Raw genomic sequence first — 13,523 nt, forward strand, 5'->3', positions numbered from 1 at the left:
CGGCCCGCACCGTGGCGGCGCCCGCGCCCGCGCCGCCGGCGACCTCGGCGCCGCCGCCCGCCCGCGAGATCTGGTTCGCCGCCTGGCCGGTGGTCGCGATCTTCATCCTGTCGAATGCGGCGATGCCGCTGTACGCGGTCTGGCAGCGCCAACTCGGCTTCGGCTCCGGCACCTTGACGCTGATCTACGCCGCCTACGTGGTCGGGCTGCTCGGCGCGCTGCTGGTGGCGGGCGTCGCTTCGGACCGTGTCGGGCGCAAGCCGGTGCTGGTTCCGGCGCTGCTCCTGGGCATCGTCGCCTGCCTCATCTACGCCACCGCGCCCTCGGTGGCCGCCCTCGCCACCGCCCGGCTGCTGACCGGCGTGGCCACCGGCGCCGCCGTATCGGCCGGAATGGCCGCCGTCACGGACATCGCCGCCGGCCGGAGTCTCGGACCGCTGCTGGCCTCCACCGGGATGGTGCTGGGCGCCGGGATCGGCCCCGTACTGGCCGGGGTGCTGTCGGAGACCGCGCCCGCGCCGACCGTCACCGTCTTCGTCGTCGAAGCCGTCCTGCTGGCAACGGCGTTGGTGGCGGTCATCAGGATGCCGCTGCCGCAGCGCCGTACGGGTTCCGGCACGGGGTCGGGTACGAGGTCCGGCACGGGCACCGCCACCGGCTCCTGGGTCCGGCTGCCGGCCGTCCCCCGCGCGAACCGCCGCCATCTCGCCCTCGGACTCGCCGCCTTCGCCCCCGGCATCAGCGCCACCGCCTTCGTCCTCTCCCTCGGGCCGTCCCTGCTGGCCGGTCTGCTCGGTACGGCGAACCGCGCGGTCGCCGGCGGTATGGCGCTGGCGATGTTCCTGGCCGCCACCGGCGTGCAGTTCGCGCTGCGGCGCCTGGCGGTCCGGACGATCCTGCTCACCTCCGGCGCCGCCACCGTCGCCGGCACACTGGCCCTGGTCACCGCCGTGCACACCGCCGCGCTCGCCCCGCTGGTCGCCGCGGTGATCCTGGCCGGCGCGGGCCAGGGCGCGGGCCAGCTGGGCGGGCTGACGCTGCTGAGCCGCGAGGTCCCGGCCACCCGCCGCGCGGAGGCCAACGCGGCCCTGAACGCCGGCGGTTACTTCCTCGCCGGCGCCCTCCCGGTCGCCGACGGCTACCTCAGCGACGCCATCGGCCTCCCGGCGGCCGCCACCACCTTCGGCCTCGCGGTGGCCGCGCTGGCCACGGCGGGCGCGGCGCTGGTGGCGGTACGGGGCGCGGATGCGCGGTGAGCTTGTGCCCCCGCGGGCATACGGCGCGGGGGCGCAGCGCCGGGGGTGCGGCGCGTACGTACGGCGGCGGCCTACACCGCGACGTACGCCGGGCGGTCGGCAGCGGGATCCCCGCTCCGCTCCGACCGCCGCTGCACGGCCGCCGCCCACCCCGTGGCCGCGAGGGCCAGCACTCCGGTGCCGGCGCCGACCCAGGCCACCGAGGCGAAGCCGAGGCCCGCGTCGATGGTGAGGCCGCCGAGCATCGGGGTGAGCGTGATCCCGACGTTGAAGGCCGAGGTGTTCACAGCCGGTACCAGCGTCGGCGCCTCGGGGGCGAGGCGGAACACCCGTGACTGCACCACCGGGTTGACGAGATATCCGGTGAACCCGAGGACGAAGACCAGCGCGATGGTCACACCGAGACTCCCGGCCGTCAGCGCGAGCGCCGCGGAGGCGACCGTGAGCGCACCGCCCCCGAGGACCAGGGTCCGCAGCGGCGCCACATCGGCGACCCGGCCGCCGAGCGTCACACCGATCAGCCCGCCGGCCCCGTACAGCGCGAGCACCGCCGGCACCCAGCCCTCGGGCAGCCCGCTCACCTCCGTCAGCAGCGGGGCGAGATAGCTGAAGGTGACCACCGCCGCGCCGAAGGTCAGCGTCGTGACGAGGTAGGACACCCACAGCGCCGGTCGCGCCAGCCCGGCCAACTCGCGCCGTACGGAAGGAAGTTCGGCCCCTTCGGCGCGTCCCGCGGGCAGCGCGGCCCGCAGCGAGAGCGCACTGAGCGCGGTGAGCCCGGCCACGCCCCAGAACGCCGCGCGCCAGCCCGCGTGCTGGCTGAGGACCGTACCGGCCGGCACACCCACGATGGTGGCGAGGGTGAGCCCCATGGCGACCACCGACAACGCCTTCCCCTTGGCCCCCGACGGCACCAGGCTCACCGCCGTCGCCGCGGCCACCGCCCAGAACCCGGCGTACGCGAGGGCGCTCACCACACGGGTCGCGAACAGCACCCCGTATCCCGGCGCGAGCGCGCCGACCACATGCCCGGCGACAAAGACGAGCTGGAAGGCGATCAGCGCGGTACGGCGCGGCACCCGCAGCGTGGCCACGGCCAGCATCGGTGCGCCGATGACCATGCCGATGGCGAACGCGGAGATCAGCAGACCGGCATCGGGGATGGAGACGCCGAGGTCGGTGGCGATGCCGGGGAGGAGCCCGGAGAGCATGAATTCGGAGGTGCCCTGGGCGAATATGGCGAGCCCCAGCAGGTGCACGGCAAGTGGCATGAGACGGCGCTCCGTCAGGTAGGGGGAGGAGATCTGTGGGCGTGATTTTGAATTGATCAGTACAAAATGAGCTCGAACGGAGCCCGGAGGGATGCCGGGACGAACCCGGGGTGATGTCGGATCCCGGAGAACTCGGCGAGGATGGTGGACAGTTGAGCGGCGCGGGCGCTCCGCTCAGCAAGCGGTCAACAGGCGCTCAGCAGCCGATCAGAAAGCGCCCAGCGCCGCGTCCGCGACAGCCTCCAGTGCCGCGCGGTCGGCCCCGGCCCGTGCCGAGACGCGCAGACCGCCGACCGATGCGATGACGAGATGGGCGAGGGTACGAGCGTCCTTGTCGGGCGCGATATCGCCGTCGCGCTGCCCGGACTCGATCGCGGCGCGGATCGCCTCCAGCCGTACGCCGTAGTCGCGTTCCAGTGAGGCCGCGACGGACGGGTCATGGGCCGATACCTCGACGCAGGTGTTGACGACCAGACAGCCGCGGCCGTCCGTGTACCGCGTGAACTCCTCGTCGATCACCCGCTGCAGCAGCGTGCGAATCTTCTCCCGTACCGGGAGGTCACCCTCCAGCAGCTCGAACAACTCGCCGTTCTTTCGCTCCATGTAGCGGGCAAGCGACCGCTCGAAGAGGTCGTGCTTGCTCTTGAAGGTGTTGTAGATGCTGCTGCGCCCCAGCCCCGTGGCGTCGCACAGGTCCTGGGTGGACGTCGCTTCATAGCCGGTGGCCCAGAACGCCTCCATCGCGGCGTCGACCGCCCGCCCCTCGTCGAACTTCCTGGGTCGTGCCATATGACAACGCTAACACGTATTAGAACAGTCAGTCCAATACTTGGATACGGCGTCCGCCTGCCCGTATCAAGTTGCCGCCCGGCGGCCTTCAGTGATCACATGCGTGGCATGAACGCGACACCCGCCCCGCAGCACCTGCCTGCCGCCCACCCCGTGGCCGCGCCGGGCCCCGCGGGCCCGCCCCCGCACGCCCTCGGCAATCAGGGCCTGCGGCTGCTCGCGATCGTCATCGACCTGGCGATCGTCTCCGTCGCGCTGTCCCTCGTCTCCGCGGTCGTCGGGCTGGTCGTCACCTTCGGCCACCCGACCGACAACTCGCCGTTCTACCTCCCGCTCCTGCTGGCACTGGCGGCGCTCTTCCTCTACTCACCGCTGCTGACGGCCCGTTGCGGTGGCACGCCGGGCAAGCTCCTCTGCGGTCTGCACGTCGTACGGCTCGCCGACGCCCGGAACCTCTCCTACGGGGCGGCCCTGGGGCGGCACCTCGCGCACCTGGGAATGTGGCTGGTGCCGCTGATCAGCCTGTTGGACGCGGTGTCCTGCCTCTGGGACCGGCCGTTCCGCCAGTGCCTGCACGACAAGACGGTCGGCAGTGTGGTCGTCCGCCGCAGCATGCGGCCGGCCCCGTTCACGAGCCGCGCGGGAAGCTGACCTCGACCCGGCGGTTCTTCTTGCGGCCTTCCTCGGTGCTGTTGTCGGCGATCGGATACTGCTCGCCGTAGCCGCGGATCTGGAAGCCGACGGACGAGCCGAGGTCCTTGGCCAGCTCCTGCTGCACGGCGTTGGCCCGCTGCCTGGAGAGCGTCAGACCGTGAGCGGCCGAGCCGAGGTTGTCGGTGAAGCCGAAGACCCGCAGGCTGGTGGCGTGCTGCTTCTTGATCTCCGCGGCGATGGTCCCGATACGGGACAGCGCGTCCGGCGTCAGCTTGGCGCTGTCCTTGCCGAAGAGCACCTCGGCCTGGAGCGCGAACGTCACATTGTCGTTGGTGTCCTGACGGCGCTCCGAACCGTCGTCGGTCTCCACGATGGACTTGATGTTGAGGACCTTGGACGGGGCGAGCTTGGCGCCCTGGACCATCCGCAGATCCGGGTCGTTGGGGTCGATGTGCACCGGCGGGGTGGAGTCCTCGGTCAGGCCCGGCGGGTCGGCATGGGCGGCGGGGACCGTGAGCGCCGCGGTCAGCAGCAGCGCGACGGCGGCGGTGACGGCGGTACGGGGCGCTCGGCGCGCTCGGCACATCCGGGGCATCTGGGTCGCGGTCATCGGTGCCCGCTCAATCCGTGATCTGCACGCTGGCCGGCGGCAGGGTCGGCAGCTGGAAATCGACCTCGGTCACCTTGGCCGGCGGCGCCGGGAACTGCGCGAAGATCGGGCGGCTGGCTCCCGGCAGCAGACCGCTGAGGCCGGTCGTGCACAGGCATTCGCCGTTGGTGTCGCGGAGCACCAAATACCGTTTCTTGCCCGCCTTGTCGACGAGGGTGGCCCCGGAGATGGACGAACGGGAGCGCAGCTCGGTCTCGTTGGAGCGCCAGTCGATGGCGTTGAAGGCGCGGGTGCCGTGGTTGGTCACCGTGCCGTTGACGGTGACGAATCCGCCGGAGTCACGGACGACGGAGTGCAGGGTCACCACGATGCCGTCCGCGCCCTTCATCTCGCCGATCACCTTGTCGGAGTCGGCCGCGGGGGCGCCGGGGCCGGTGTCCTTGGGGGCGGTGCTGCGGGCCGGCGGCTTCTTGTCGTCCGTCGCCTGCGATCCGCCGTCGCCGCCACCACCGCAGCCGGCCACGACGAGAGCCAGGCCGACAGCGCTCGCCATGGCGACCGCTCCCCTGGCGGCCTTCGTGGTGCGCCGAATGCTCATGGATGCGATTCCTTTGATCGTCGTCCGGTCGGGCCGGGTGGTGGTCGGGGTGCGGGTGCGGGCGGTCAATGGGCGAGGCGTACGGAGAAGAGGTCAAAGGCCTCGGGGAGATCCTGGGGGCGGTCGGGGTCGAGCGTCCAGCCCTTACCGTCGCAGGTGATCTTGACGAGGGCGGGCTTGGGGGCGTCCTCGGCCTGGTCCTCCTTGGCCTTGCCGTCGTTGGCCTTGCCGTCGTTGGCCTTGCTGTCCTTGCCGTCGTTTCCGTCTGCCCCGTTCGTGTCGTCCTTGGCGGGGTCGAGGGTGCAGCGCGGGCCGACGACGGACTTCGCCTCGGCCGACGCATGCTTGCTCTCGGTCCCGGGGATCACCGAATCGCCCACGGCGTTACGGGTCTTGACCGTGACGGCGAAGGAGGTGGGCCAGGAGTCCGGGGTGCAGCCGGAGACCTCGGCGTCGTTCCGCCCGGCGAACCAGTCCGCGCTCCCGCAGGCCGCTTCGGACGGGGCGCCACGCCCGTTCAGCAGTTCTTCCCAGGCGGTCGGGTCGCTCTCATAGCTGCCGTCGCCGACGCCGTCGAGCAGGTCCTTGGTCAGCAGATCGCGGTACTTCTGGCCGGCGGCGAGCGCGGCCGCGTCGGCGGCGGTCTGCGCACCGTTGCGGGTGGCCGCCGCCTGGCCGACGGCGAAGAATGCGAGCGCGAGAAAGAGCAGGCCCCCGACCGCAACGATGTAGAGCGGAAAGGCCTGCCCGGCGTCGCGCCCGCGATGGCGCGTGATGGTGGCCGTCACGGCGGTGGCGGCGGTTGCGCCTAGATACCGACGACGTCGGAAATCTTGTTGGCGATGGCATTGGCGATCTGACTGCCGAAGTCCGTGGTCGACAGGACCAGGACGATCGCCACGACCACCGCGATGATGCCGAGGTACTCGATCGAGGTCTGTCCCCGGTCGTTCCCCAAAATCCGCTTCGCCATCGATTTCCCCTCCATGGGCGGCCGTACCGCTCTGGTCCGGCTGGTCTGTCCCCGTGGTGTCGGCGCGTTCGTCCGCGCTCATGACACCAGAAAAGTACGCCGGAACAGTGTCCCTGGAACAGGGATTCCGTACCCAATCCTCTTTCGGGAACACGGCCGACGGGCACAACGGCATGTTTCGGTCACTCAGTCGCACCCCGTTCACCCCCGCTCCCCCTCCGGGACCATGCCCCGTTCCGATGCCCATGCGGGCCGGCCGGCCTGGGGGCACCGTAGTACGAACCCGGCCGCCGGCCCACCCACTGTGGCACAACTCGTTGCTCCTGCGAAGGCGTTGACGAGAAGCAGGCCCTGGACCGTACGCATCCGGCCGGGTGCGCGACACGCACGGCCGCGCCGCAGTGCGCCACGGCGCAGTACGGCATACGGCGCGGGGGCCGCGGGACCGCAGCCGGGACCGGCCCGGCCGGCGATGTGCATCCGCAAGGACGGCCCGAGGTGGCGCCAGGCGAGCGGCGCAGGACCGAGGCCGGGACCGAGGCCGGGGCCGGGGCCGGGACCGGGGCCCGGACCGTCGCCCGGGCCGGGGTTTCGGGCATGGGTCAATCGCCGACCAGAGAGCCGAAGTTGGTGCCCGAGCCCAGGAAGAAACCGGCGATGAGCAGGATCATCGTGGCCGGGACCATGAACGTGGTGACGACCATGGTGGCCTTGGGGACCGCGCGGGCGGCCCGCCGTCTGGCGTTCTGGGCGTCCGTGCGCCGCATGTCATTGGCGATCTGGATCAGGGTCTCGACGATCGGGGAACCCAGTTCCTCGCCCTGCTGGAGGGCGGTGACGAACTGGGCGACCTGTTCGGAGTCATTGCGTTTGCGCAGTTCGTCGAAGGCGGCGCGGCGGCTGACGCCCATGTCCATCTGCCGGAGCGTAATGCGGAGTTCATCGGCCCAGGGGCCCTCGTACTTCTCCGCGACCCGGTCGAGGGCCTGACGGAAGCTCAGGCCGGCGCTGACCACGACGGCCAGCACATCCAGAAAGTCCGGAAGGGTGCGTTCGATGGTGTCCTTGCGCTGCCGGATCGCGGCCCAGATGCCGACCTCGGTCCAGAAGAGGCCGAACAGCACCATCAGGACGCCGAGAACCGGCTGACCGCGCAGAAACATCACCAGCGCGCCGAAGAAGCCGAGCCCGCCGTAGACGGCGCGCCGGGCGGCGTACCGGTCGACGGTCAGCCCGCCCGGATTACCGGCCAGATCGATCCGCCGGCGGATACGGGCCACGCGCTTGTCGCCCATCAGCCGCAGCACCAGCGGCGCGTAGCGCATACCGGTGCGGTCCACCGCCGAGCCGACGGCCGTGGTGCGCGTCGCGCCGACCTCCAGGGACAGTGCCAGGTCGGGCGGGAGCCGGGCCTCGCGGCGGTAGAGCGCGATACCGCAGCAGATGCCGACGACCGAGAGGGCGAAGGCCCCGGCCAGCAGAATTCCGATTCCCATTCCTGTTCCCATCGCGATACCGGTGCCGGTCCCGGGCCCTAGACGTCGATCTTCGAGAGGCGGCGGATGAAGAAGAAGCCGAGCCCGTAGAGGGCGAAGGCCGCCACGACGGCGAGCTGTCCCAGGAAGGAGGAGGTCATCCGGTCGATGGCGCCCGGCGCGATCCGGTTCATCAGCAGCAGGGTGCCGATGCCGAGCAGCGGGACGACATAGGCGGTGACCACGACCTGGGAGAGCTGGGTGCGCACCTCGCGGCGGGTCTCCTTGCGCTCCTCCAGGGTCTTGGTGAGGTTGCGCAGCGAGCCGACGACGGTGCCGCCGGCGCGGTTGGAGAGCACCAAGGTGGTGACCAGGACGACGAGTTCACGGGAGGGCAGGCGTTCGGCGAGTTCGCCGAGCGCCTCGTCGATGGAGTGGCCGACGGCGAGCTTGTCGGACACCTTGGCCAGCTCCTCACCGGCCGGCGCCTCCAGCTCCTCGGCCGCCATGCCCAGTGCGGTACGCAGCGCCAGCCCGGCCTGGGTGGCGTTGGCGAGGATCCGGGAGAGTTCGGGGAGCTGGTTGATGAACTTCTCGATGCGCTTCTGGCGCTGCCAGTTGAGGAAGGCGAACGCCGCCCAGATGGCGACGAGTGCGGCGATCGGCCCGAAGAAGGGGGCGAGGGTGGCCTGGGCGATCAGCCACAGCGCGAGGACCGTACCGAGCATGTAGACGAAGAATTCGCCGGGGGTGACGTCCAGTCCGGTGGCGGCGAGCCGCAGTTCGAGACGGCGGCCGAAGCGGGTTCCGCGCAGGGTGCGGTCGACGGACGGGAAGCGGCGGCGCCGTCCCGTCACCGGCAGCCCGTGCTCGTCGGCGAGCCGGTCGACGATGGCCTGCCGCTGGGCGCGCCCGGCCGCGTAGCTGCGTACGCCGGCGATCGCGAGCACCCCGCACAGCAGGGTCGCCCCGATGGTGAGCAGGGCGAGGTGGTTCCCGCCGGTCATGAGCTGGCCTTCCGGGTGGCGAGTTGGTCGTCGGTGGCCGCGACGCCGAAGGCGGGCGGGGTGGGTTCGCTCGCCATGAAGAGGCGTTCGGCGACCCGGCGGGGCAGCGGGAAGTAGCGGAACCGGCCGTGCACGACGCGGTCGGCGCCCATCGGTTCGGCATCGAAGCGGCAGACCGTGGCGATCCGGTAGTCCTCGTGGCCGCGGGAGTCGAGGAGGGCGATCTCGCTGATCCGGCGGGAGCCGTCGGCGTGCCGGCCGAGCTGGACGATGCAGTCGACGGCGCTGTTGATCTGATCCCGCAGCGCCTCGAAGGGGATCTTGACGTCCGACATGGAGGCCAGCGTCTGCAGCCGCATCAGGGCGTCCTCGGCGCTGTTGGCGTGGACGGTGGCGAGCGAGCCGTCGTGGCCGGTGGACATCGCCTGGAGCATGTCGAGGGTCTCGCCGCCGCGCACCTCGCCGACGATGATGCGGTCGGGGCGCATCCGCAGCGAGTTGCGTACCAGGTCGCGGATGGTGATCCGGCCCTTGCCCTCCACGTTGGGCGGCCGGGACTCCAGGCGGATGACATGGCTCTGCTGGAGCTGGAGTTCGGCGGCGTCCTCGACGGTGATGATCCGCTCCCCGTCCGGGATCAGTCCGGAGAGCGCGTTGAGGAGGGTGGTCTTGCCGGCGCCGGTGGCGCCGGAGACCACCACATTGAACTTGGCGCGCACCAGCCCCGCCAGCAGCATCAGCATCTGCTCGTCGAGCGTGCCCATGCCGATGAGTTCGGCGAGGGTGTAGGCGCGCGGGAAGCGGCGGATGGTGAGGGTGGCGCCGTTCAGGGCGAGCGGCGGGATGATGACATTGACGCGCTCGCCGGACGGCAGCCGGGCGTCGACCATCGGATTGGACTCGTCCACCCGCCGGTTGACGGTGGAGACGATCCGCTCGATGGTCTGCATCAGCTGCTCGTGCGAGGCGAAGCGGACGGGGACCAGCTCGACCCGGCCGCAGCGCTCGACGTACACCTGGTCGGGGCCGTTGACCATGATCTCGGTGATCGAGGCGTCTTCGAGCAGCGGCTCCAGCACGCCCAGGCCGAGCGCCTCGTCGACCACCCGGCGGATGAGCTGGGCGCGTTCGGCGGTGGAGAGCACCGGGCCCTCGCGGCTGATGATGTGCCCCAGTACGCGTTCCAGCCGCGAGCGGCGCTCGGCCGCGGCCAGTGAGGACATCTCGGCGAGGTCGATCTCCTCCAGCAGTTTGGCGCGGTAGACGGCGACCATATGGCTGTCCTGGCGCGCCTCGCCGGCCGGCTCGGGTGCGACGATCCGGGCTTTCAGGCTCATCGCGGGGGTGCTCCTTCGTACGTACGCGCCGCTGGGCCGAGCGCACGGGGCACCTCGGGGCGGGGCATGGTGGCGCTGCGGCTGGCGGAGCCGAAGTCGACGCCGGGGATGATCGAGGGGATCGGTACGCGCACCGTGGCACGGACCGAACCGCCTGTGCCGCCCACCGAGATCGTGGCGCCGTCCGCGACCCAGCCGGTCATCGCGGCCTTGCCGGCGGTCTGCGGGTCGATCTCGCGGTCGGCCCGGTCCATCGAGGCGGTACGGGCGGCGGCGCGCGCTCCCGTACCGGCCTGCTGGACGGTGAACGCCGCCAGCCCGAGCTGGACCACGGCCAGCCCGATGACCAGCAGGATCGGCAGAAAGCCGAGGAATTCGATGGACACCTGGCCCCGGTCGCGGCCGTGGCCGCGGAGCCGGGCGGGGAGACGTACGGCGATCACCCTGTGACCTCCTTCGCGGCGCCGGCCGAGCCGGTGACCTTCCACGGGAAGGTGCCCGCGCCGGGGAAGAGCACCGGGACGTTGATCCGGACCATCGTCTTCCACAGGCCCGCCTCGGTGCCGCAGGTGATCGCGGCGCCGCCCTGCCAGGCGCTGGGCAGCTCGTCCTGGGCTGCGGTGTGGCAGGCGCCCGCACCGCCGCCCTCGGTGGCGGTGGCGGCCCGCGCGCCCCGGTCGGCGGCGTGGGCGGCGAGCGAGTAGGTGTACCCGACCAGCACGAGCTGCCAGAGCAGTACGAGGACCAGCAGGATCAGCGGGAGCAGCCCCATGAACTCCACGGAGACCTGCCCGCGGTCGTTGCCGCCCAGGGGGCGCCGCACCGCTCAGCCCTCCTCGTACGGACCGGCCGGATCGAACGGCCCGGGGCCGCCGGCCGCCGCCGCGGGACCGCGCCGCGCACCGAACCGGGGCACCGGCCCCGATCCCGACCCGGAGGCCGACCCCGATGCCGGACCCGGACCTGCCCCGGAACCGGGAGCCGCCCCTGTCGTTATGGCCTTGCGCTTGCGCCCCGTCAGCGAGGAACGCGCCCGGTGGCTGCCCCGCCCCTGGCGCGCGGCCGGCGAGTCGACCAGGCCCAGCTCACCGGCGAGCGCCCACAGCGCCTGCTTGACCGTCGACCGGCCGTCCAGGTCCTGAAGCCGGCCCGCGTCGACACAGGGCTGAAGCTCCTTGAAGGCGGCCGGCACATGGGTCCTGGCCACCTGGGTGCCGGTGGCCTTGGCGACCAGCGGCGGCTGGATCTCGGTGTTACGGGTGAGGCGGTTGACCACCGTCGTGGTGTCCTCCGCCTTACGGATCTGGAGCCGGTCCCACAGCCGCACCTGCCGCTTGGCGGCCCGTACGGCCACCACGTCCGGGGTCGCCACCAGCAGCGCCACATCGGCGAGTTCGACGGCCGCGGCGTTCGCGGACTGCATCTGGGAGCCGCAGTCGACCAGCACGACTTCGTAGCGGGAACGCAGTGCGCCGATGATCTGCCGGGCCGCCCGGTCGTCGACCTCCTCGCCGCGCTCCCCCTCCTCGGGCGCCAGCAGGATGCCGAGCCCGGTGTGGTGGTCGTGCACCGCGTCCTGGAGAACCCGTACGGAGATGTCCTGGATGCCCGCCAGATCGACCACCGAGCGGCGGAACTGCACGTCCAGATAGGAGGCCACATCGCCGGACTGGAGGTCCAGGTCCACCAGCGCCACGCTGCGGCCCGCGGCCCGCGCGGCCAGCGCCAGCTGCACGGCGGTGACCGTGGTGCCGACCCCGCCCTTGGCGCCGGTCACGGTCACCAGCGTGCCGCTCGGGCCGGGCAGCGTCTCCGGGCTGCCCCCGAGGTGCACCCGTACGCCCGCCGACCACTGCGCGGCGGCCTGCACCCGGGCGGCCAACTCGTCGTAACCGAGCGGCAGTCCCACGATGCCGCGTGCGCCGGCGTCCATCGCCGCGGAGAACAGCGCGGGCCCGGCGTCCGTGGTGATCAGTACGACGCCGACGGCGGGGAAGCGCAGCGCCACCTCGCGGATCAGCTCCAGCGCCGGTGTCGGCCCGATCCGCTCGTGGACGAGCACGACCTCGGGCAGCGCCTCGACGGCGGACGGCGGACCGGCGGGCGGGGCACCGGCGGGCAGTGTGCCGGCTCCCGCGGCGGCGCCGGCCAGCGCGTCGATCAGCGCCGTGGAGTCGGCGACCGCGGGTGCGGGCTCGGCGTCCGGCAGCTGGTTGAGCAGCGAGGACACCGCTCGCGCCGCGTCCGGGTCGCCGATTGCCGGGAGGATACGGATGGTCACCTGAGCCTCCGGGTCACTTGTCGCCGTCGAGGGTGTAGGTGCGCTGGCCGGGCGGGATGGCGGCCTCGCTGCCGGGGGCGAGCAGGGCGAGCCGTACGTGGGAGGCGAAGGACTCGGCGTAGGCGACCCGTTGGGCGTCCTGGGTGCCGAGCGCGAAGGTGATCGGGACGGCCTCGCCGGCCTGGCGGCCCGTCGTGGTGCTGCCCGGGTCCTTGGCCTCCAGCGGCGTCAGCTTGCCGACGTCGATGACCTGGGCGCCGGCCACGATGACCTTGGAGACCGGCTTGTCCTCGGGGCGCTTGCCCTCGAAGGTGGCGTAGATGTTCACCCGGGCACCGGGGTTGATCTTGCCGGCCACTCCGGTGGCGGCGTCGATCATGATGGCGATCTCCTGCTGCCCGGCCTTCAGCGCCGGCCGCTCGACGATCATGTCGTCCTGGAGCAGCGACCCCTTCTTCAGCGGGGTCACCGCGATCTTGCCGCTGACCTGGTCCAGATCGGTCACGGCGGTGGGCGGCAGCCAGCGCTGCGGCATCTTCACCTTCTCGAACTGCCCAGGATCCAGCGCTTTATAGGCCGCGACATCCGTCTTCAGCCGATACGCCGTCTTTTCCGGCCCGACCTTGGACTCGACGTTCTTGATCACCGACAGCACGCCGACGAACGCGCCGACCGCACAGAGGACCGACAGGAGCAGCAGGATCACTCCGCGGCGCTGGCGTGAGTTCATGGGGGAGGGACCTCGATCGGGACGGGGGACGGAACGGGCGGACGGTCAGGGGGCGGGGCGGTCGTCGGGTGGTTCGTCACGGCGGGGGCGGCGGAGGGCGGCCGGCCGGCGCGGGGCAGGCCACTGGCGGTCCGGTCGGGCTCAGCGCACGCGGGCCACCGTCCGCGGGGCGCCGGGCACCTCCCGATGACCGGACAGATCCGGGTGGCCGGGGAGATCCGGATGCTGGAAGCCGTCCGGATGACCGGCGACATCGGGGTGGCCGGGCAGATCCCAGGTGCCGGGGGCGCAGGGGCCGTCGGACGCATAGGGGTTACCCGGCACCGGACGTCCCGACCCGTACGGGTTCCCCGGCACTCCCGGGTGGCCGCTCGCGACGTCGGGGCCGCGTACGTCCAGCTGCCCCGGTCCACCACGGCCACCGGGCCCGCCGCCCGGTACGTCCGGGCCGCCGGGGCCACCGGACGTACCGGGCACCCCCGACGGGGCCACCGGCGACAGCCCGCGCTCCGCCCACGGCGGGGGAGGCGGCTCGGCCGCCG

At 72.1% G+C, this 13,523-nt stretch carries 15 protein-coding genes and 1 pseudogene; 2 read left to right on the forward strand and 14 right to left on the reverse strand.

Translation table 11 applies throughout. The features are described from left to right. The first annotated feature begins 11 nt into the window (after positions 1-11). Complete coding sequence (locus DY245_RS25120; protein WP_128509513.1) at positions 12-1,256, forward strand: MFS transporter; 1,245 nt, start codon at positions 12-14, stop codon at positions 1,254-1,256. Between the two features lie 71 nt (positions 1,257-1,327). On the opposite strand, the gene DY245_RS25125 is transcribed toward DY245_RS25120, so the two are convergent. Together DY245_RS25125 and DY245_RS25130 are read right to left on the reverse strand one after the other, a co-directional pair. After that, complete coding sequence (locus DY245_RS25125) at positions 1,328-2,527, reverse strand: Cmx/CmrA family chloramphenicol efflux MFS transporter (protein WP_128509502.1); 1,200 nt, start codon at positions 2,525-2,527, stop codon at positions 1,328-1,330. Positions 2,528-2,734: 207 nt separating this feature from the next. Continuing rightward, a complete protein-coding gene (locus DY245_RS25130) occupies positions 2,735-3,316 on the reverse strand; it encodes a TetR/AcrR family transcriptional regulator (RefSeq protein WP_128509503.1) in 582 nt (193 codons plus the stop codon). Positions 3,317-3,424: 108 nt separating this feature from the next. Here DY245_RS25130 and DY245_RS25135 point away from each other — a divergent pair, with 108 nt between their 5' ends. Beyond that, complete coding sequence (locus DY245_RS25135; protein ID WP_181923852.1) at positions 3,425-3,967, forward strand: RDD family protein; 543 nt, start codon at positions 3,425-3,427, stop codon at positions 3,965-3,967. Here DY245_RS25135 and DY245_RS25140 read toward each other — a convergent pair. The 12 genes and pseudogenes from DY245_RS25140 to DY245_RS44645 form a co-directional block, all read right to left on the reverse strand. Then, positions 3,945-4,580 (reverse strand): OmpA family protein, encoded by a 636-nt coding sequence (locus tag DY245_RS25140; RefSeq protein WP_128509505.1) that lies wholly within the window; start codon positions 4,578-4,580, stop codon positions 3,945-3,947. The genes DY245_RS25135 and DY245_RS25140 overlap by 23 nt on opposite strands. A 10-nt stretch (positions 4,581-4,590) precedes the next feature. Then, positions 4,591-5,178, reverse strand: a complete 588-nt coding sequence (locus DY245_RS25145; protein WP_128509506.1) for a hypothetical protein — start codon at positions 5,176-5,178, stop codon at positions 4,591-4,593. 65 nt (positions 5,179-5,243) lie between these two features. Further along, positions 5,244-5,966 carry a pilus assembly protein TadG-related protein gene (locus tag DY245_RS25150; protein ID WP_128509507.1) on the reverse strand — a complete coding sequence of 241 codons (723 nt, stop codon included), beginning with the start codon at positions 5,964-5,966 and terminating at the stop codon, positions 5,244-5,246. Positions 5,967-5,986: 20 nt separating this feature from the next. Further along, positions 5,987-6,151: a membrane protein gene (locus DY245_RS44640; protein WP_018089307.1), complete on the reverse strand. Its 165-nt coding sequence runs from the start codon at positions 6,149-6,151 to the stop codon at positions 5,987-5,989. A 602-nt stretch (positions 6,152-6,753) separates the two neighbouring features. Next, a complete protein-coding gene (locus DY245_RS25160) occupies positions 6,754-7,647 on the reverse strand; it encodes a DUF5936 domain-containing protein (protein ID WP_128509509.1) in 894 nt (297 codons plus the stop codon). A 38-nt stretch (positions 7,648-7,685) separates the two neighbouring features. Continuing rightward, positions 7,686-8,633: a type II secretion system F family protein gene (locus DY245_RS25165; protein ID WP_128509510.1), complete on the reverse strand. Its 948-nt coding sequence runs from the start codon at positions 8,631-8,633 to the stop codon at positions 7,686-7,688. Then, on the reverse strand, positions 8,630-9,970 hold the full coding sequence (locus tag DY245_RS25170; protein WP_128509511.1) for a TadA family conjugal transfer-associated ATPase: 1,341 nt from the start codon (positions 9,968-9,970) through the stop codon (positions 8,630-8,632). Before DY245_RS25170 ends, DY245_RS25165 begins: the two co-directional genes overlap by 4 nt. Further along, a complete protein-coding gene (locus tag DY245_RS25175) occupies positions 9,967-10,413 on the reverse strand; it encodes a TadE/TadG family type IV pilus assembly protein (RefSeq protein ID WP_128509512.1) in 447 nt (148 codons plus the stop codon). Before DY245_RS25175 ends, DY245_RS25170 begins: the two co-directional genes overlap by 4 nt. Then, on the reverse strand, positions 10,410-10,793 hold the full coding sequence (locus tag DY245_RS46695) for a TadE/TadG family type IV pilus assembly protein (protein ID WP_244943245.1): 384 nt from the start codon (positions 10,791-10,793) through the stop codon (positions 10,410-10,412). The genes DY245_RS25175 and DY245_RS46695 overlap by 4 nt, the downstream gene beginning before the upstream one ends. Positions 10,794-10,796: 3 nt before the next feature. After that, positions 10,797-12,251 (reverse strand): CpaE/TadZ family protein, encoded by a 1,455-nt coding sequence (locus DY245_RS25180; protein ID WP_244943246.1) that lies wholly within the window; start codon positions 12,249-12,251, stop codon positions 10,797-10,799. Between the two features lie 13 nt (positions 12,252-12,264). Further along, a complete protein-coding gene (gene cpaB, locus DY245_RS25185) occupies positions 12,265-12,981 on the reverse strand; it encodes a Flp pilus assembly protein CpaB (protein WP_181923853.1) in 717 nt (238 codons plus the stop codon). Between the two features lie 141 nt (positions 12,982-13,122). Beyond that, positions 13,123-13,523: pseudogene (locus DY245_RS44645) on the reverse strand (hypothetical protein); the annotation flags it as partial.

This window comes from Streptomyces inhibens (assembly GCF_003389455.1).
Taxonomy (GTDB): Bacteria; Actinomycetota; Actinomycetes; order Streptomycetales; family Streptomycetaceae; genus Streptomyces; species Streptomyces inhibens.